18 protein-coding genes are annotated in these 20,365 nt (G+C 46.2%); 3 read left to right on the top strand and 15 right to left on the bottom strand.

The window, feature by feature from the left end:
- Window positions 1-145: 145 nt before the first annotated feature.
- Both MHB64_RS27015 and MHB64_RS27020 read right to left on the bottom strand, forming a co-directional pair.
- Window positions 146-1,591 (bottom strand): SulP family inorganic anion transporter, encoded by a 1,446-nt coding sequence (locus MHB64_RS27015; protein ID WP_094871012.1) that lies wholly within the window; start codon window positions 1,589-1,591, stop codon window positions 146-148.
- A 193-nt stretch (window positions 1,592-1,784) separates the two neighbouring features.
- The gene (locus MHB64_RS27020) at window positions 1,785-2,861 is read right to left on the bottom strand and encodes a bifunctional 3-deoxy-7-phosphoheptulonate synthase/chorismate mutase (protein ID WP_094871014.1); all 1,077 of its coding nucleotides are present in this window, start codon (window positions 2,859-2,861) and stop codon (window positions 1,785-1,787) included.
- Between the two features lie 679 nt (window positions 2,862-3,540).
- Between MHB64_RS27020 and MHB64_RS27025 the strand changes: the two genes are divergently transcribed.
- Entirely contained in the window at window positions 3,541-4,086 is a 546-nt protein-coding gene (locus MHB64_RS27025) for a glutathione peroxidase (RefSeq protein WP_341135766.1), read from the top strand.
- Between the two features lie 64 nt (window positions 4,087-4,150).
- On the opposite strand, the gene MHB64_RS27030 is transcribed toward MHB64_RS27025, so the two are convergent.
- The 10 genes from MHB64_RS27030 to MHB64_RS27075 form a co-directional block, all read right to left on the bottom strand.
- The gene (locus tag MHB64_RS27030; protein ID WP_280787932.1) at window positions 4,151-4,492 is read right to left on the bottom strand and encodes a 4Fe-4S binding protein; all 342 of its coding nucleotides are present in this window, start codon (window positions 4,490-4,492) and stop codon (window positions 4,151-4,153) included.
- On the bottom strand, window positions 4,489-6,099 hold the full coding sequence (locus tag MHB64_RS27035) for an FAD-binding protein (protein ID WP_341135767.1): 1,611 nt from the start codon (window positions 6,097-6,099) through the stop codon (window positions 4,489-4,491). Before MHB64_RS27035 ends, MHB64_RS27030 begins: the two co-directional genes overlap by 4 nt.
- Before the next feature lie 78 nt (window positions 6,100-6,177).
- Window positions 6,178-7,236, bottom strand: coding sequence for an ABC transporter substrate-binding protein (locus MHB64_RS27040; RefSeq protein WP_341135768.1), 1,059 nt, complete (start codon window positions 7,234-7,236; stop codon window positions 6,178-6,180).
- A gap of 48 nt (window positions 7,237-7,284) precedes the next feature.
- Window positions 7,285-7,617 (bottom strand): 4Fe-4S dicluster domain-containing protein, encoded by a 333-nt coding sequence (locus MHB64_RS27045; protein ID WP_094871020.1) that lies wholly within the window; start codon window positions 7,615-7,617, stop codon window positions 7,285-7,287.
- Entirely contained in the window at window positions 7,614-9,221 is a 1,608-nt protein-coding gene (locus MHB64_RS27050; protein WP_341135769.1) for an FAD-binding protein, read from the bottom strand. The genes MHB64_RS27045 and MHB64_RS27050 overlap by 4 nt, the downstream gene beginning before the upstream one ends.
- A 23-nt stretch (window positions 9,222-9,244) precedes the next feature.
- Complete coding sequence (locus tag MHB64_RS27055; RefSeq protein WP_341135770.1) at window positions 9,245-10,132, bottom strand: ABC transporter permease; 888 nt, start codon at window positions 10,130-10,132, stop codon at window positions 9,245-9,247.
- 36 nt (window positions 10,133-10,168) lie between these two features.
- A complete protein-coding gene (locus MHB64_RS27060; protein ID WP_341135771.1) occupies window positions 10,169-10,972 on the bottom strand; it encodes an ABC transporter permease in 804 nt (267 codons plus the stop codon).
- Between the two features lie 138 nt (window positions 10,973-11,110).
- Window positions 11,111-11,887 carry an ABC transporter ATP-binding protein gene (locus tag MHB64_RS27065; protein WP_094871028.1) on the bottom strand — a complete coding sequence of 259 codons (777 nt, stop codon included), beginning with the start codon at window positions 11,885-11,887 and terminating at the stop codon, window positions 11,111-11,113.
- 180 nt (window positions 11,888-12,067) lie between these two features.
- A complete protein-coding gene (locus tag MHB64_RS27070) occupies window positions 12,068-13,351 on the bottom strand; it encodes an ArsB/NhaD family transporter (protein ID WP_094871030.1) in 1,284 nt (427 codons plus the stop codon).
- Between the two features lie 163 nt (window positions 13,352-13,514).
- On the bottom strand, window positions 13,515-14,852 hold the full coding sequence (locus tag MHB64_RS27075) for a PQQ-binding-like beta-propeller repeat protein (protein WP_341135772.1): 1,338 nt from the start codon (window positions 14,850-14,852) through the stop codon (window positions 13,515-13,517).
- Window positions 14,853-15,135: 283 nt separating this feature from the next.
- On the opposite strand from MHB64_RS27075, the gene MHB64_RS27080 reads away from it, so the two are divergent.
- Window positions 15,136-16,221 (top strand): LLM class flavin-dependent oxidoreductase, encoded by a 1,086-nt coding sequence (locus MHB64_RS27080; protein ID WP_341135773.1) that lies wholly within the window; start codon window positions 15,136-15,138, stop codon window positions 16,219-16,221.
- Window positions 16,222-16,826: 605 nt separating this feature from the next.
- Here the strand turns inward: MHB64_RS27080 and MHB64_RS27085 are convergent.
- Both MHB64_RS27085 and MHB64_RS27090 read right to left on the bottom strand, forming a co-directional pair.
- Complete coding sequence (locus MHB64_RS27085; RefSeq protein ID WP_076285512.1) at window positions 16,827-17,063, bottom strand: hypothetical protein; 237 nt, start codon at window positions 17,061-17,063, stop codon at window positions 16,827-16,829.
- Window positions 17,060-18,067 (bottom strand): TIR domain-containing protein, encoded by a 1,008-nt coding sequence (locus MHB64_RS27090; RefSeq protein ID WP_042191948.1) that lies wholly within the window; start codon window positions 18,065-18,067, stop codon window positions 17,060-17,062. The genes MHB64_RS27085 and MHB64_RS27090 overlap by 4 nt, the downstream gene beginning before the upstream one ends.
- Before the next feature lie 157 nt (window positions 18,068-18,224).
- On the opposite strand from MHB64_RS27090, the gene MHB64_RS27095 reads away from it, so the two are divergent.
- Window positions 18,225-19,376 (top strand): N-acetylmuramoyl-L-alanine amidase, encoded by a 1,152-nt coding sequence (locus MHB64_RS27095; protein ID WP_094876910.1) that lies wholly within the window; start codon window positions 18,225-18,227, stop codon window positions 19,374-19,376.
- A 73-nt stretch (window positions 19,377-19,449) separates the two neighbouring features.
- On the opposite strand, the gene MHB64_RS27100 is transcribed toward MHB64_RS27095, so the two are convergent.
- A complete protein-coding gene (locus tag MHB64_RS27100; protein ID WP_341135774.1) occupies window positions 19,450-20,364 on the bottom strand; it encodes a glycine betaine ABC transporter substrate-binding protein in 915 nt (304 codons plus the stop codon).
- Between the last annotated feature and the right edge of the window lies 1 nt (window position 20,365).

The raw sequence follows: 20,365 nt of genomic DNA on the forward strand, positions 1-20,365 counted from the left end.
AACATTATCCACTTTATATTTTATATTAGATTGTACCAAAAGTAAAACCTTGCTCGTCTTCTCTTACCGTTAATATCTGCTATAAAAAAAGATCACGCATATAGCGCAATCTTTTATCAGGGTATCCGTTATTTTCTTGTATGTCCTACTGTATAGATAACCCCACCCGCTGAACCAGCTGTGAGCTCTGATCATTAAGTCCGGTAATGGTGACTTTTTTGCCATGCTCAGCATATTTGCTCATTGTCTTCGCTATGGCATGAACTGCAGATTGGTCCCACACATGGGAGTGTGAAAAATCGATAATAATATGATCCGGATCGCTATCGTAGGCGAATTCATGAATGAAGTGGCTTGTCGTGCCGAAGAACAGCTGGCCGGACACCGCATATGTTTTGGAAGAGGTTGCTTCCTGAACCGTTAGGCGGATCGAAGCTATTTTCCAAGCAAACGTTAAAGCACTTAACAGAACCCCAAACAAAACTCCAATAGAAAGGTTGTCCGTAGCCACCACAGTAACCACCGTTACAATCATAACGAGTGCATCGCTTAGCGGGACACGCGTTAAAGTTTTGAGTGAGCCCCATTCAAAGGTGCTGATACAGACCATTATCATTACGCCGACGAGAGCGCCCATCGGGATCTGCTTCACCACATCGCCAAGTACAATAATTAGAAACAATAAAAAGATCCCTGACACAAACGTGGACAGACGCGTGCGTCCTCCTGACTTCATGTTAACCATCGACTGGCCAATCATCGCACAGCCTGCCATCCCTCCGAAAAAACCAGTGACTACATTCGCCAGCCCCTGTCCCTTCGCCTCTCTGTTCTTATCACTACCTGTGCCCGTAATATCGTCTATTAAGGTGGCAGTCATCAGGGATTCCAATAGCCCAACTACGGCCAGTGAGAGTGAATATGGCAAAATAATAAGCAGCGTATCCAGCGTGAACGGGATCTCAGGGAGATGGAATAGGGGCAAAGTTGCTGTAATATTCCCCATATCGCCTACGGTTCTTACGTCCAGATGAAGAGCGATACTAAGAACAGAAACGATAACAATCGCTACAAGTGCTGAAGGTACGGCTTTGGTAAACCGAGGAACCGTGTAGATAATAAGTAAGGTCAGAGCTACCAGGCCGTACATTACCCAACCTTGTCCCTTAAAATGGGTAAGCTGCGCCATGAAAATCAGTATCGCCAGCGCGTTAACAAAACCCGTCATGACCGGCTGTGGCAAAAACGTAATAAATCGCCCCAGCTTTAGCATCCCCATCAATATCTGAAACACACCAGCCAATACCGTTGCCGCGAACAGATACTCAATTCCGTGTTCTAGTACAAGACTTCCGACTAATAGAGCCATAGCCCCCGTAGCTGCCGAGATCATTCCGGGTCTGCCCCCGGCAAGTGCGGTTACAATTGCAATACAGAAAGAGGCATATAAACCAACCATCGGACTTACTCCTGCCAGGATCGAAAAGGCAATCGCTTCAGGAATGAGTGCAACGGCTACGGTCATCCCCGATAAAATATCGGTCCGAGTGTTAGAAAACCACCCATTATTTAAGGTAAGCTGCTTCAAAATCTAATTTCCTCCTGTGACTAATAAGGTATAAGGGCCTTTTTCAAAAAGACCCGGGGCCGGTGCAACGCTTATGTTCCTTATTGTACTCGACCCGCCTTCACCTTCACAAAAAGATTAGATAGACTTGTAAGCGCTTATTCACCTCATTTTCTAGCCAATCCTTGAAATATCATTTAAATTCTATATTTCTAGATTACCGGTATAGTCCGGAAGCTTTCACTTCATTAAAGAAGGTGTTGAACTCATCAATATTCAGCTGCTGCGCGGCATCGGACAACGCGGTTGCAGGATCAGGATGCACCTCGACCATAATACCATCGGCTCCGGCTGCGAGTGCGGCTTTCGCACATGGGATAAGAATATCTTTGCGTCCTGTGGAGTGAGTAACATCGACCAATACTGGTAAATGGCACTCCTGCTTGAGAATAGGCACCGCTGAGATATCGAGCGTGTTGCGGGTCGCTTTTTCATACGTACGAATTCCGCGTTCAATCAACATAATTTGTGTGTTGCCACGAGACATAATGTATTCCGCTGCATGGATGAATTCATCGAGCGTGGCAGCCAATCCGCGTTTCAACAGCACTGGCTTATTAACTTCTCCGACCGCTTTTAGCAGCTCGAAATTATGCATGTTCCGTGCACCGATCTGGATGATATCTACATAGTCCAAGGACTCTTCAATATGTCTTGGATCTACAATCTCACTGATGGTCAGCAGGCCATAATCATTTGCTGCTTCACGTAGTATTCTTAGGCCATCCATGCCTAGACCTTGGAAGTCATAAGGGGAAGTCCGCGGCTTGAAGGCACCTCCACGCATTACACGTACGCCAGCTTTTTGCAGGGCTGCAGCTACGGTGCGGGTCTGTAGTTCGCTCTCCACAGAGCAAGGACCGGCTACCATCAGGGAAGAAGAACCGCCAACGGTCACATCTCCCGGCAGAACAATTACTGTGTCTTCTTTGTGACTCTTACGTGCGACTAGCAAAGTTTTTTTATGTTCATCGGATTGTAAGTCCAGAGATGCTGAAAAAATTTGTTTGAAGAGGCTGCGGATGGTCCCGTTAGTGAAAGGTCCTTGATTGCTCGCTACGAGCTGATCGAGCATTTTCTTTTCACGTTCTGGATCAAATTTAGGCACACCTTGCTTTTCTTTAACTACTCCAATCTCCTGCACAATCTTAGCCCGCTCGGAGATCAGCTCCAGCAATTGACCATTGATTTCATCCAGACGACCTCTAAGCACATCCAATTCCACGTTACTCATTACCCTTCCACTCCCTCTTGTTATTTATAATTTGAAACGCAAAAAGGCCCCCCGTCGCAAGGGACGAGGAGCCGTGGTACCACCCTTATTTAGAATTAACCTGAATACTAGCACAAAGGAATAGACAATCCGATTCCCTGGACTAAAGATTAACTCTGTCTTTCACCCGGTAACGCGGAGCGCGGGCCTCCCTACTCATACCTGTCACGACCTGTGACAATTACTTCAGGGGCCGACTCGGAAGTGAACTTCGGCATTCATCGTCTCATGAGGGTGCTCTCAGTCTCCGGCACGCCTTCCCTGTTAAGATCCGCTATAATGCTTACTCTCTTCGTCATAGTCTTTGATTATGTCAGCGCGTCTTTTGCGCTGGTTTCTGCTATCTTAATCAAAAAATGTTGCCGACGCAAGATAATAATGTAACGCTGAGTAGCTTTAATGCATTAAAATCATTTGAAGTAAAGTTTTTCCTATAACAACTTGTTTAAATAGGCTTTGAAGATGAAATAACCCATATGCATACTATGATAGCAATGCCTTAAAGGTTCCTATCCCTTTCTATGTATGATGTTGACAGCGATATTTTGATTGTTTACAATTAAATCATTGAAAATATTTCCTTTTCTTATTCACTGACAGCTTTAACGTTTTGAATACACAACTGAAGGGATGTAACAGCATGAGCATTTATCCATATACAGCACGCAGTATTCGGGGAAAAGATATCGAACTAGAGCAATACAAAGGTAAAGTCCTTCTGATTGTGAATACAGCAAGTAAGTGCGGATTTACCCACCAATATTCCGACCTGCAAAAGCTCTATGAGAGATACGAAGATCGCGGCTTCCAAATTCTCGGATTCCCATCCAATCAATTTGGGGAGCAGGAACCTGGCAGCAATGAAGAAGTGAATGTATTTTGCCAAATCAATTACGGCGTTACGTTCCCTCTCTTTGAGAAGGTTGAAGTAAAGGGCGAAAATAAACATCCCCTCTTCACTCACCTTACTGAGCAGGCTGGATTTGAAGGTTTCGACATGAACCATTCTTCAGGAAAGCTGCTTCAAAGCATGCTTGAGAGCAAAGATCCGGAAGCATTGAACAATGATGAAATCAAATGGAATTTCACTAAATTCCTGATTGATCGCGAAGGCAATGTTATCATTAGATTCGAATCTACAGTAGACCCGTTGGATATTGAGCCAGCTATTGAAGCACTGCTATAGATTTTAACGTATAAAAAAGCCCCCCCTTTCGGGTGGCTTTTTTAGTTTTTGTACACTAGCACTTTCACGTACGGTACTGCTCCGTAAACACTTCAAAATAAGGGGTGGTATCCCTTTCAGCCATCGAGCCGTTAGCCTCTGGCCCCCAGCCGATCTCAGCCCTCCAGCTTCCTAGCACTCCCGTCCGAATTAACGCCTCCTCATTTACACCGATCAACCGATCTGCCTGCGGCGCTACATAAAGTGCATCTACAGGACAATAAGCTTCACACATGAAACAAGTCTGGCAATCTTCCTGACGCGCAATGACCGGAATCTTCCCCTTCATCTCGAATACGTTCGTTGGGCAAACCTTCGTACACAGTTTGCAGCCCACACAGCGTTCCAAGCTAATTAGTTCGATCATATCGCTTGCCCCTCCTTTAGTGGATTCAGTTCATGAGCATGGGGCACAGCCTCGGTACTGATGCTTATTTGCTCTATACCGGATACAATTAGCCGGTAGGTTTGACGCGGATCAAGCGCTGGATATTCCGCGAGCTTTTGCAGGCCGCGCGTCTCCTTGCGGGCGAGCGCGGCGGTGTACATCCACCTGCCGACCGCGAGCATTGCCGCGGCTTCACGCGATTGCACGATGCCCTGTACGGTGGAGGGAACCCGCCCGTTCAAGAAGGGCATCAAGGCATTCAGCCGCTTCAAGGCTGAAGAAATGCCCGGCTCGCTACGGAAATAATTGATCTGCAGCGGCAAGATTTCACGCTGGATCGCCGCGACTAGCGGCTTCACCTCCAGCGTGTCCGAGGTGTTGGCGCCAGCCGCCAGACCGTAGCGTCCCGCTGCGGTGAGGTTGCGGCTGTTCGCCTGCCCTCGGCTGGACCGCGCATGCTGCGCGGCTCCCTGGCCTGCCCAGCTTCCGCTGCATATGGCCCAGGAAGCGTTATAAGCCCCGCCGCCGGAGATGGCGCCGGTCACTTTCTCGCGTGATGCGGCATCTCCGGCCGCATAAAGTCCGGGCACGGTCGTCCGGCAGTCCGTGCCCGTAAGGCGCAGACCCCCAGTGCCGCGCATCGTGCCCTCATAGCGCAGGGTGAGCGGGAATTTCTGCTTAAACGCATCAATTCCCGACCGCTCCAGCGGCATAAAGAAAATCGGATGCGCTTTTCGCAGAAAATCCTGTTTCTCCGCTGTATCTGCCAGATCAAGCGAAGCATAAACCGGCCCCTTGAGCAGCATTTCAGGAATGCTGCCAAAAGTCCGATCCCCTTTATGCAGCGGATGACCGTCCGCGTCATAAAGGGTGGCCCAGGCCAGCATACGTCCACGTGTTACGGTTCCGTCTGCAAAGCTCGGCGCGTATTGGCGGCTGAATTCCATACCTGACAAATCGGCTCCCACTTCAGCGGACATCAGCAGCCCTTCGCCTGTCAGAACATTGCAGCCAAGACCTTTGCTGAGAAAAGCACAGCCTCCGGTTGCCATCACAACGGCGTTAGCCTTCACTTCCCAGGTCTCTCCTGTCAAACGATTGATCCCGCGAGCCCCGCCAACCCCATGTTCATCATGAAGAAGTTCCAGCGCTGGCGACTGATCGAGGATCGTGACCCCCGCTTTGCGGACAACTCTTCGCATAATCCGCATGTATTCTGGTCCGTGCAGATGTGTGCGCAATGAGTTTCCTGCCTCATCTTTTGGAAAAGGATAACCCCACTGCTCGATTAAAGCCAGATTCTGTTCTACCTGATCCAGCACACGGTGAATCCAAGCATTCTCCGACAAATATCCACCGGATTTTAGCCTGGATTGTACCGCCTGCTCCCGCAGCTCAGCAATTGGAGGGATAACGAGCAGCGTCGTCCCTCCAGGCGCAGTTGCGCCGCTTGTGCCCAAGTAGCCCTTATCTGCAAGGACTACCTTTGCACCTTGTGACGCTGCACTCCATGCCGCCCAAGCTCCTGCAGGACCTCCGCCAAGCACGAGGACATCCACTGTCAGTTCATTCTTAAGCTGCGACATTTGACTTCCTCCCCAAAAACTCGCTAGTACATGTTATTCTAGACAGCTTCAAATTCAGTTTTCGCTTTCCAGCCATAGTTATTTCAGCTGCCAATCGCTAATATTAAAGTCTTTTTTCGCTAGTTTTTCTTCGACAAGGAAGTTCTTGGTACCCTCTAGTAGCTTGGTTCCTTCGTTAGTAAACGCGGTATCTTTGATATCACTGATTGGATTTACTTGCTTCGCCAGCTCTGGCGTTGTATCTCCGATTTCAGCCAGAAATTGATAATACTCATCCTCATGCTGCTTAAGATCTGCTAAAGCTTTCTCACGAGCCTCGTTCCACACCTTCGGAAAATCAGGGAATTTCGCCAGATAGTCCTCAGACACAACAGTTGCACTGGTGCCAAGCAGATTCGGATGCTTCGAGGCATCATCTAAATGAGTGTAGCCTTGGTCAATTAACTTCAGCGCAGGAACACCAAGATTCGTTGTAGCCTCTACATCTCCACGGGCTAAAGCTGCGGTAGCATCCGGAATGAGCATATGCACGAGTTTGTAGTCAGTTACGCCTTCCTCCTGAAGTAATCCAACGACATAACGGTGCATAAAAGAGCCTTTTTGAATGGCAATAGTCTTCCCTTGCAGATCTTTCACCGTCTTTGGTCCATCTTTCTTACCGATTAGATAACCGATAGTGTTGGCTGAGGATTGTGAAATCAGACGTGTCTTGGCACCAGAAGCATAAGCAATAATAGCAGGTGTATCCCCAAGGCTGCCGATATCTAATCGACCACTAATTAAGGATTCTGTCTGATCGGGACCGTTTGGAAAGCCCGTAAGCTTCACTTCAGTAATGCCATATTTCTTCAGCTCTTCTTGAATGATCCCTTTATAAAATCCCCAGCCCTCCGCGCCACCTGGCACATTCAACTTATTAGAGCCTATAAAACCAAAGTTCAGTACCGCTGAAACGTTACTTTCGGATTTGCCTCCAGATTTCTCTGTACTAGAGCCGCCGGATGCAGATGCTCCATTACCTCCAGCGTTATTTCCGCAAGCCTGAAGTACCAGCATAACCATCATAATCGTAGTTAAAAGTGCAAATCGTATCCTTTTAGAACGTTTCCCTTGAATCTCTCTGTACGCTGGTTTCATTTCTTTCTCCCCCTAGATTTATGTTATTTATCTTAATCTTAATCAAGGTCAGAACCCTGCCCTCGACGCCAATTGGTACATAAAGTCATGACTTGCTACCGGTTGTCTGCCTTTGCCCCAGCCTACCTTTTCACGATAACCACCAAGTAATCCCTGCTCCTCTAGCCCTGCCTCTGTCACCCCAATCACTTTCTCTGAATCTGGCGCAACGTAGAGAGCATCCACAGGACAATACAGCTCACACATAAAGCAAGTCTGGCAATCGCTCTGCCGGGCAATAACAGGAATGCCATCCTCTACCCGTTCGAAGACATTGGTCGGGCAGACCGATACACATTGGTTGCACTCTACACATCTGGCAGCGCTGATCACCTCAATCACGATAGAACCCCCTCCTTGGCCACGGCTTCTGTCTTCACCCAAACCTGATCCAATCCACCGCTAATTAAGCGATGATGCTGTTCTTGATCCGTTCCCTTAAAATCTTCACGCTTATGCATGCCCCTCGTCTCCGTACGGGCAAGCGCGGAATTGTACATCCAACGGGCAGTTGCAGTCATGGCTTCTGCTTCACGCGCTTTAACCCCTTCAGGGGTACGCTGAATCTCACGGCTACGCTGTTCTTTCCACAATTCATTCAGACGGCCTAATGAAGAGGTCAGCCCTTTGTCCGTACGGAATAAATTAATGTCATACGGCTTCACTTCAGCCTGCACAGCAGACACAACCTCTGACGTATGAGCTGATACTCCAGGCTTCACTTCTTGATGAACCAGTGGAGAAGATGATAAGCCGACTGGATTACGGTACGCTGCATTCGAGCCAAGGCTCTGCGCATAGATAGCAGCCCCTTCTCCTGCAAAACTGCCGGATGACATAGCCCAAGCCGCATTATGGCTGCCACCACCAGTAAATCCCCCGCAAATTAGCTCACGAGTAGCTGCATCTCCTGCCGCATAAAGTCCGGGAACACCTGTGCCACAGCTTTCGTCTGTGATATGAATACCACCCGTCCCACGAACCGTTCCTTCGAGACGAAGCGTAACCGGAAAAGCATCCTTGAAAGGATCGATCCCTTGTCGATCAAAGGGTAGAAAAAAGTTCGTCTGCGCCACCCGCAGAAGAGGTCTTAAATCTTCTGGTGCTCCATCCAACTTGGCGTATACCTGATTGCCTGCTAGCAAATTCCGAGCGATTACTGAACGCCCTTTCTTGGAACCCGCCCCTTCCACAATGCTTCCATCCTCATAATAAAAGCTGGCATAGTTGTAATATGCTGTCTTGGTTACAGAGGAGAACGTAGGGCAGATCGCGTAGGCATTAGAGAATTCCATGCCGGACAAGTTCGCCCCAGCCTCAGCTGCAAATAGATAGCCATCACCAGTAAGCACGTTGCAACCAAGCGCCTTACTTAGGAAGGCACAACCCCCAGTAGCAATAACGACTGCCCCTGCTTGAACCGTCCAGGTATCACCACTCTGGGTATGGACTCCAGCCGCTCCAGCTACGCCATGCTCATCCGCAAGGAGCTCCATGGCTGGGCTATGATCTAAAATTTTAACGCCCGCCTTTTTCACCAGCTTACGCATTAATTTCATATATTCCGGTCCCTGAAGACTTTTACGATACTGGTTACCCTGCTCATCTACAGGGAATGGATATCCTGAAACGCCCAGCTTGTTCATATTGGCATAGGTACGGTCTAGCACTCGGTCCATCCAGCGGGATTCAGCCAGCTGACCGCCCAATAGATATCGACTTGCTTTAGCTTCCTCCCGGAGCTTTTCATCCGGCTTCACATACCAGACCCCTGTTCCTGAGGGGGCCGTTGCACCGCTCGAACCGCAGTAACCTTTATCTGCGAGGACAACCTTTGCCCCCTTCGCTGAAGCCGTAAGGGCTGCCCATGTTCCTGCTGGGCCTCCGCCGATCACGAGCACATCCGCCATCAAATGTACGGATCCTTTTTGTATCGATCCACGCATAGCTCAAGACCTCCTCAAATGATTTACCCTTCGTAACTATCGCGCCAGAACAGGAACTTACGTTCAATGATTCGGAACAATGAATCGATCAGCTTACCGACGATAGCGAATATAATAATGCCTACAAACACAACCTCTGTATTGGAATTCTGCTTCGCCTCATTGATCAGGAATCCGATCCCTGACTGTGATCCAATGAGTTCAGCTACAACAAGACCGATCCATGCTACAGCCAAAGACAGCCGTAATCCTAACAAAATTCCGGGCAATGCTGCTGGCAAAATCAGCCTGCGCAGCTTTTGATAAGGGCTAAAACCTAACACCCGAGATACCTCGAATAGCTTATTGTCCACATTGCGTATGCCCATAAAGGTATTAATATAGAGCGGAAAGAATGACCCTGTCAGAATGATCACTATTTTGGACATTTCCCCAAAGCCGAACCATAAAATGATCAGCGGTGCTATAGCTAGATGAGGAACAAGCCTAAGTACCTGTACACTGGGATCGAGCACATACTCCACACTGCGAAACAAGCCAGTCAGTACTCCAAATAAAAGGCCTAGAACGCCTCCGATAAGAAATCCAATTCCCGCCCTCCCCATACTGACACCTAGGTGATGAGTTAACTCTCCAGTCACCAATAGGTCTGTAAAAGCTCTGGCGATCGACAATGGAGTCGGCAGAAACTGCGCAGAGATCATTCCGGTGCTTCCTGCCAGCTGCCAAAGAATGAGCGTCACCACCGGAATGATAGCGCCCGTTCCCCAATCTGACAGTAGAGATTTCCATGCTATAGATACCGCCGATTTCTCCAATTTCTTAGTCGATAAAGGAGCAATATCACTGCTATCTAGCGATTCTCTTGCTCTTGTAGTATTTTTCAAAATAGCTTCTACTCCATCGCTCATGGTGTATCCCCCTTTCGTTTCATGCGCGTTTTCTGTTTATCCGCGATAGTTGTCCTGCCATCTCAGCAGCCGTCGTTCAATGTAGCGAACAAGAGAATCACTCACCAGTCCTGCAATGGCAAAAATAATAATTCCCACGAACACCACAGGTGTATCCGCGAATTGACGCGCGTCCGACATCATATACCCAATGCCTGAAGTGGAAGCAATCAGCTCTGCGACTACCAGACCTAACCAAGAGAGCCCCAAGGAAAGGCGCACTCCGAGAATAATATTCGGCAGCGCCGCTGGAAGTACTAATCTTGCAATTTGCTTTATAGGGCTAAATCCAAGCACTCGAGATACTTCGAACAGCTTGTTATCCACGCCGCGGATGCCCATGAACGTATTAATATACAGTGGGAAAAATGCCCCCTTAGCAATCAGTAACACCTTCGACTCCTCACCGATCCCGAACCATAAGATGAACAGCGGGACTACCGCCAGACTCGGGATCATACGAATCATTTGCAGGGATGGATCTAGCAATTTCTCTGATCTGCGGAACAGACCTACGAGAATGCCTAATAGCAGACCAAGTCCACCACCGAGTAGGAATCCGGAAAGGGCTCTGACCAAGCTGATCCTAAAGTTTGGCCATAAATCTCCTGAAGCGGCCAAGGCTACAAAAGATTCAGCAATGGTATACGGCGTCGGGAACAACATATCTGAGATCATTCCGTAGTGTCCAAGAGTCTGCCACAGAATCAGTACACTGCCCGGCAGCAGGAGACCCAGTCCCAAAGTTGTTACCTTTCCGGGGCGTCCGGAAGTTCTTACGGCCAACGCCCGATTTGTCATACTCTGCACCCACCTTTTTTAAGCTTTACCTTCACTTTAAATAACAAAAAGAGACCCTCGAATGTTAGTTCATTTCGAAAGTCTCCATCGGTATGGTCGACATCTTTATAGTCATTAAGCTACTTAAATTTGTGAATTCTATATTCCTGCCCCATCAATAAGCTCAAGCTCATCGACTTTTTCAAAATAATTCAATACCTTCAGGCGTAGCTCTTGAAAGGAAGACGTTGTTTTTTTACGTGGATACGGTAAATCTACCGGTACAATCTTACGTATTTTCCCTGGACGAGGTTCTAGAATCACTACCCGATTACCTAGAAATACAGCCTCATCAATATCATGCGTTACAAAAATCATGGTTGTTTTGTTGGCCCTCCAAATGTCCAGCAAGACCGTCTGCATATGCGCTCTAGTGAATGCATCCAGTGCACCAAACGGTTCATCCAGCAACAGAATTTTTGGATTTCGCAGCAGCGCACGGGCTATCGCTACCCGTTGGGCCATCCCTCCCGATAACTCCCGGGGATAGGATTTCTCAAACCCATTTAGCTTGACGAGATCAATCAACTCATCGACCTTGCGTCTAATTTCCTTGTTGCCTAGCGTCAAATCGGAAGCAATATTCTTCTCTACGGTGAGCCAAGGAAATAGACGATGCTCTTGAAAAATAAACCCCTTATCGATGCCGGGACCTCCAATTTCCGTCCCTCCTAAGGTAACACTCCCCGTATATCCACTGTCCAAACCGGCCACGATGCGCAGCAGCGTGCTTTTTCCGCAGCCACTGGGCCCGATGACCGTAATGAATTCTCCCTCTTGCACATGGAGATCAACATTATACAGTGCCTGAACATGCCCTCCGGCAGACTCAAAACGTTTATTTAGATTTGAAATCGACAGCAACGCTTCTCCCATCGTGACCCCTCCTTCAATTCTGTATACAAAAAAACAGAGGTATTGCGCTTTTACATTCGCAATACCTCTGTAGGAACAGTCGGTAATTATTATTCAAAGTAAATCAATTGGAATTATAATATTTAAAATATCATCCATTTGAAAAGCTGTCAACAATAAAACTTTTTCAGACACACTTGTTCACATCAGATATCTTAAATATAAATATACACTTGAGATCACAATGGACAGCAGCATTAAAGGGAAACCCACCTTCAAATACTTCATAAATGTAATCGGATAGCCCTCTTTTCCAGCTAGACCCGCAACAATCAGATTAGCACTGGCACCGATCAATGTACCATTGCCACCCAAGCAGGCACCCAAGGCTAGACTCCACCAGAGGGGCTCCAGATTGGTGATCCCCATCTGCCCCATCTCCTGTATTAAAGGAATCATCGTTGCTACAAAAGGAATGTTATCAAGAAACGCAGAAGCTATTGCACTGACCCATAAGATCATCATCGAGCTCATGAGCACATCCCCACCCGTTAAATCAATTGCTTTGGCAGCCAGCTCCGCGATGACACCTGTTTCGACGAGTCCTGATACCAACACAAACAGTCCGATAAAAAAGAAGATCGTAATCCATTCCACGCTGTGAAAAGCTTTTTCCAGCATGTGTTCTCCTCCAGTTAATAAGAGCAATAAAAAAGCCCCCGCTAAAGCAACTGTAGCGGACTCCAAATGTAATGCCTGATGTAAAAAGAACCCGGTAATCGTAATTCCGAGTACAACCAGGCATTTTCGCAGCAGCTTATGATCCGTAATCATTGCTTTCTCATCCATGTCCATGATACTCTGCTGCAATTCTGGTGTGGATTTAATTTGCTTCCCAAACATCAGTAATAGGAGCGGGATATACGCCAACATAATGATGATAATCACGGGTGCCAGATTGTTGATAAAAGACATAAACGTTAGCTCTTTCACAGCACTGCCAATCATAATATTCGGCGGATCTCCAATCAATGTTGCTGTTCCACCGACATTTGATGCGATAATTTGTGACATCAAAAAAGGCAGCGGATTTATGCGCAATTGCCTTGTAATACTGAAGGTAACGGGTACCATTAGCAGTACTGTTGTCACATTGTCCAAGAAAGCTGAAGCGAGTGCAGTAATAACAAACAAGGCAATCAGTATCCGTCTCGGCTTTCCTTTTGCTAACTTAGCTGATTTCACAGCCGCATATTTAAAGAGTCCTGTCTCTGCAGTAATCCCTACAATCATCATCATCCCCACAAGTAGTCCAAGGGTATTAAAATCAATATGATGCAGTGCCGTCTCCTGATCCACAATGCCCATCGCTACCATAACAATAGCGCCTAACATCGCTAAGATTGTACGGTGAATTTTTTCGGAAATAATCAGTCCATAAATCAGTAGAAAAATACCTATTGCCCAAATCGCTTGCTGTTCCATGTTATCCCCCGGTCCTTCTCTTTAATTTCGTTAATGTATAACCTACTCATTATATAACCTATTTATCATAAAATAGATTTGTTTTTTTCACACTGGAATTGTGGATATTCCATAAAAAAAACGACCCCACCGAAATTCTTCGGCGAGCCGCTTAGATGTTCTACTATTTCATCTTGAGAGCCTGCGGCTCCTTAAAAGCAGTTAACTTCCCTTTGCTCTGCACAATGATCATACCGCTTTCCAGCAGGGTTGGTCCAAATACTCTATCCGAAGTTTTGAGCTGCACCATCGGTTTTGCGGAAATCAAATCTATTGCGATTAATTTGCCGTCGGTCTGGGCGACATACATACCATGTCCCAGTAGATCGAAGCGGGCAATCGGATTGCTGATTCCACTATACTGAACCGCTGACTTATTCGCCATTTTAACACCATAAATGCTTTGTCCGTTGCTGAAGAGGATTCTTCCATCATAGGGACCCGCCGCGTAGGACAGCTTATCTCCAATGGATTCGTAGGAATAATTATCGCGTATTACGGTAGAAGGGTCAGCATTGACTGGGTAGCTGTAGACTCCTTTTTGTCCTGTTATAAAAATCCTGTCACCATCGCTCCAGGCACTGCCCCCCTTTGGTGCCTCGGGATCATTTGGGTCTATATTAGCAGGGTTATAAACGACTGTCTTCACTACTTTACCTGTCTTAACATCCAAACTATCGAGTGTAGTAAGAGGAAGAGCATCGAATAAGGTAGCCTTTCGTTGTGTGATAAGCGTTCCGTTAATCTCAGTAATCGGAAAATAATAATCTCTGTTATTCCAAAGTTCTTTACCCGTATTTCGATCAAAGGCATGTAGAATGTCATACGTATACGCTCCGGATTCTGAGTTTTGAGCTAATATCAGGTTTCCCTCAACCATGAACGGTTCATACAGCTTTTCACCGAAATTATCACGCCACTGCAATTTTCCATCCTTTAGATTGAAGGCATGAATATCCCCATTGGCGGCAAAAAGCTGATCTTTATCAATAACTAATTGGCTGATGCCTTTACTGTTTGCTGATGAACTCCATTTATTTTTTCCAGTAGCCGCGTTGACTGCGTAGATCGTGCCCGCTTCTGAAGTCACATAGGCCACGCCATCTTGATAAAGTATCGGAGCCTTTAATTTGGAGCCGTATTTCCACATTACTTTTCCCGTCTGGGCGTTAATGGCTAAAAGCTGGCCCTTTTGTAGGATAAAAGCTTTACCTGTGCCGGCTGCAACAACGCCCTTACCCATGAGGTAGTCTGTCGATATATCTCCTAAAGTTGGTAAATCCATAGTGGTTGACCACTCAACCTTTGCAGCAGGCAGGTTTGCATAATAGTCATCAAAATTTGAGCCTATATACGAGGTATGTGAATCAACCGCAGCAGCTTGTACAGGATTTACCATAAACAATACTCCTAAACCAATAACTGTAGCACGAAGACATGATTTCAATAATGTTCCTCTCACGGCCCAACTCCTCCTCATATGTACCTCATTTCCCCATTTCAAAAAAGCTGTGTGTACGTGATTCCCCTCATTAGGATAGATTCTCAAAATCAAATATAATACTAATGAAGATGCGAATGTAAAAACATGGATTATTATTCCTCATTTCGCCATTAACAAAAGAAGAAATCAAAACATTTACTCATAAACTTACATTTTGTAAGTAATTGTGTTATAATAATCACATTCTTTCATAAAACGAACAAGATCCAACAAATATATGAATAACAAGGGGTTTGTTAACATGAGTAACGAGGTAACCACAGCATCAGCATCCGATTTTGAATTCGGTATCTACACTTTAGGAGACATTGTAGCGGATTGTCATACCGGTAATAAGATCAGCCCGAAACAACGACTCGACGAAGTGATAGCTGCGGCCAAGCTGGCAGATGAAGCAGGGCTTGATGTATTTGGTGTAGGTGAACATCACCGACTTGATTTTGCAATTTCTTCGGTTCCAGTCGTTCTGGCAGCCATCTCTCAGGTTACCCGTAGAATCAAGCTGACGAGCGCCACTACTGTATTAAGCACCATTGATCCTGTGCGCGTGTTCGAGGATTTCGCCACACTTGATTTACTGTCAAATGGCCGCGCAGAGATTATTGCCGGACGTGGTGCTTTTGTGGAATCTTTTCCGCTCTTTGGATATGAACTTGAAGACTATCATAAGCTATTCGCCGAGAACATTAATCTGCTCTTGGAGCTGAATAAGCATGAAATTATGAATTGGGAGGGTTCCTTCCGCTCATCCTTGAAGGATTCTGAGATTGCACCACGCCCTCTTCAGCAAAGCCTTCCTATATGGATTGGTGTAGGTGGTTCTCCTGAAAGCGCGGAGAAAGCTGGAGCACTCGGAACTGGAATGGCCATCGCCATTCTTAGCGGTAGTCCAGAACCTTTTCAAGAGCTTGCCGCCACTTATCGACGCGCTGGAATTCAGGCGGGGCATGCACCTGAAGCTTTAAAGATTGCGATTACTAGCCACGGCTACATTGCTGAAACCTCACAGCAGGCACTCGATGAATATTACCCGTACTACTATAGCTATCGTAATTCCATCAGCCCAAAACCTGGACAAGAATACAACGTCTCTCGTGACGACTTTGGACGATATGTATCTGCTGATAACACAATGGCTGTGGGCAGCCCGCAGCAAATTATTGAAAAAATCCTCTATCAGCATGAGCTGTTCGGCCATAGCCGCTTTATGACTCAGCTCGACATCGGCGGCCTTCCTTACGCCAAGGTAGCCAAAGCTATTGAACTATTGGCAACTGAGGTCGCCCCTGTTGTACGACGCGAGATTGCCAAGAAGAATAGCCGATAGAGCTGGAGGCTGTCTCAGTAAGCACAGTAGCGCTTCTCCTGTTAATGGAGAAGCGCTTCTATGTGCTGCTGCAACATTGTTTGTGGCTTGGTTGCACTATGACTTGCTGCAACACGTTATGTAGAGCGCCCTCACAACGGCTGAGTTGATCCTACTCAAAAAACAAGGCTGAAGAATTGAAACGGAAGCTCATCTTAGGAATTAGGGAATATCTCCCTAATAATCGAAGGTTTCTGCTCATTAAACTAACAATTAGGGAATATCTCCCTATAATTGACCTGATTCGGTGTTAAATATAGATATTGCTCTTATTTTTAGGGAGGAATTCCCTGATTCCGTTCATTTAGGGTAATTACCAACTATTTTCAGGGAGTTTTTCCCTAATTACTCTAAAAAAATCTTTCATTAGTCCTCGTCTCACATCACATCCCACAATGGAAATATTATTTCCTCTATTTATCCATACCTATCGCTAAACTAGAGAAAGCCTGCAAATGCGCTGCTTTTTGTGCAAATATTCTCTTCATTAATCGATCCTTACATTTACGCAAAAAAAAGCTGCCCCCTAAGTAGATTCACTACTTTCGAGACAGCACTTATGCTCTTTACGCAAAGGATGGTTTATTGTTGTCTACCTTCCCGCTAATAAGCTTCTTATATTCATCGTCTCCACCATCTAAAGAAGGCGCAGTATAAATTTGAGCTGAAGCTGGTTGCTGAGCGGAATGGCTCGACCCTGTTTTGCTTGTGGTATTCTTATTATCTTCTGCACTCCTGCTTCCACCACTTGCAGAGCGGAGAACAGCACCCGATAAGTTGTTAATACCCTTTATTCGCTTCATGCTGAATCCTCCCCTACTAAATGATTGATGGTACGGAATAAATCCTGATTATTCGCAACTACCGCCTTAAGATCATCCGCAGATAATCCATCACTCCCTGAAAAGTGTACGGAAAGAACATACTTCTTACCTAGAGGATAGCATAGGATATATACCTCCGCAACTTCCGTGCGTTGAAAAAAAGTCCATTTGCTCGATAAAAATGCATCTACCACACTAGGCTGCTTCTCATTCCCTTTCGTTACAGTCAAGGAATAGGAGTGCCCACGTCCGACATTCCCTCCCACCTGAACAAGCTGTTCTTTCTCTTGAGCCTGCCAGATCGCAGCACCGATCACACGACAATGCTTCGGAGGTAAGAAAGAATTGCGGATCGCCTCACTGAGTGCGTGATACTTCTCTCCATCCTCAGAGATGGTCACATTACTATTATATTGCCAAAAAAAATGAAGGATACTTTCTTTGCGCCTTAATTCCATCTTTAGCTGCTCTAAATCTTTCACCGGGTCACGGAATTTCCCAAACCCCTGGACACTATCAATAATCTTACCACAGCTCACATCCACAGCAGCCGTAGGATTATCATGGTGCATCTCATACTCTAAAGCTGTAATTCCCGACAAATCGGACAACAGATGATATTCTTCAACATTCTGTCCAGGGATTAAATCATCGCGGGCAGTCACCTGATCCGGCACTAAGCAAAAGACGCGGTTACGCCGTAATCTGGCCCAAAACAATCCCATTTCAAACCCCGTATTATCACGAGTCACATAATAAAATTTACCGCGTATTTTGGCAACATCATCTGGCGAGAACACAAATACGGCAAAATCACTCTCATCCAAATTTCTCTCCAATGCCTCCATCGTGTATTCATTCGCTCGAAAGGCATTGGCATACCAAGGATGTACTTCAGCATCCCTCTTCAGCTGCTCATGAATCGCTCTTGCATAACGTATGGATTCCCTGGAAGATCCAATGAATAGCTTTGGTTTAGTCACGGCAGTGCTCCTTCATCCTTCCCGATATGTAATAATTATACAAGTCTTTAGACCACCGGAAAAGAGGCCAAGTTCTCATAAATATCTCAAAAAATATTATTCTAAACCTCGTAAAATGGGTAAAAAATTACGACTACTTTGAAAAAGCGAGGATACTATGAAAAAAATGATAGGTGTCACATGGCTTGCAGCAAGCCTTATGGGTATAACAGCGTCACAGCCTGCTGAAGCTAAAACGGCAGCCGTTAGTTATACCGCTCAGGTATACGCGAACTCTTTAAATGTACGCAATGAGCCGGCAAAGAATGCAACTGTTGTAGGATCTATTAAGAACGGAGCAAAAGTAACTGTGACCGATGAACAGCACGGGTGGTTAAAGGTTAAGACGGGGAACACCTCTGGCTGGGTAGCCGGCTATTACCTTAAAAAGGTGAACAATAGCTCCAAGCCATCTGGCGCTTCTGGATCATCGGTAGCTTCCAAACCCAGCACTATTTCTTCCACCTCAACCAGCGCCTTGAGTAGTACCACAAAGGTTACAGTTACGGCAGATTCACTACGCGTACGAAGCGGTCCAGGCACACAATATAAGGTGCTCGGTTCTTTAAAAGCTAAGGATACAGCTACCCTCCTCCTTCATCAGAACGATTGGGCACGAATTCGAACAGCCAGCGGTGACATCGGTTGGGTCGCAGCGCAATATATCCGATCTGGAACCACGCCAAAAAGCACAAGCACTACAAGCAGTATTTCACGCACAGGGAATTTGCGAGGTAAATTAATCGTCGTAGATCCTGGTCATGGCGGCAGTGATCCGGGAATGCTTGGCACTACATATAACACCATGGAAAAGGATTTGAATCTGCAAACTGCAATTTATGTTCGTGATGCCCTTGTAGCTAAAGGTGCACGGGTAGAAATGACGCGTACCCGGGAGGATCAGAAGCCTACACTCGCTCGGCGTGTTCAGATGAGTGAGGCTCTGCGTGCAGATGCATTTGTAAGCATTCATTATAATTCTTCTCCGAAAAAGGTGTCCGGGACACTAACCTTCTTTTACTCCGAATCGGATGATCTGAAGCTCGCTCGGGCGATTGAAACCAGACTTGGGCAAGGCATTGGTCTAAAGAGCAACGGGTTGTCCTTTGGTGATTATCATATCCTTAGGGAGAATCGCATACCAGCTACCTTAGTTGAACTCGGATTTCTTACCAATCCTACAGACGAGTCTATTGTCCGTAAATCCTCCTATCAGAAAAAAGCAGCCAAAGCGATCGCTGAAGGATTGGCAGACTATTTCAAAAACTAATCAGACGTACAAATAATCAGTAAAGAAGCAGGCTAGGAAATTCCCTAGCCTGCTTTAAGTTTATATTTCGTATTTAGCCTTCGATTAATCCCTTCTTGATCAGGAAGTTACGAGCTACATCCTCTTCCTTGAGCGCATCCACATCAACCTCTGCGTTCAACTGCTGCATTTCTTGGTCACTGATCTGTCCGTTCAATTGATTTAAGATGCCTTCCAATTCAGGGTATTTATCTAGCGTATCCTGACGAATAATCGGTCCTGCATCATACGGTGGGAAGAACTCTTTATCATCTTGCAAAATCACCAGATCATGTACTTTAATTTGCGCATCCGTCGCATAGGCATTGGTTACATCGGTTTCCCCATCGTCGATCGAACGATACATGATACCATGGTCCATTCCTTTGCTCTGCTTGAAATCCATACCGTAAAGTTTTTGGATACCAGGGTATCCGTCCTCACGATCCAAGAACTCGAACTCTACGCCAAGAACCATTTCTCCAGATACTTTCGCCAAATCACTAAAAGTCTTTAGATTGTACTTCTCAGCCGTTTCACGACTAACCGCTAAAGTATAGGTATTATTTATGCCGAATGGATCCAGAAATGCCAATCCATCTTTTTCGAGCAGCTCTCTGGTTTTTGTCAACGACTCCTCAGAGTTTCCCGTCTCCTGCTGATAGTAATTGGCTACAATGGTACCGGTATAATCCGGATATAGCTGGATGTTATTATTCTCAAGTGCACTCCAAGCTACATTAGAGCCGCCTAAGTTCATCTGGCGCTTCACTTTAATATCGGTTTTATCTTCTATTAGATCTGCCATCATATGAGCGAGTAGAACATTCTCCGTGAAGTTTTTGGAGCCAATCGTAATTTCTCCACCGTTACCGGCAGCAGCTTTATTATTCACGCTACCACATCCAGTAAGTAACGCCCCTATTAATACTGTAGTTAAAACGCCTGTCATTAATTTTGGAATTTTCATA

Origin of the sequence: Paenibacillus sp. FSL K6-2859 (assembly GCF_038008265.1) — a bacterium.
Taxonomy (GTDB): Bacteria; Bacillota; Bacilli; order Paenibacillales; family Paenibacillaceae; genus Paenibacillus_AQ; species Paenibacillus_AQ nitricinens.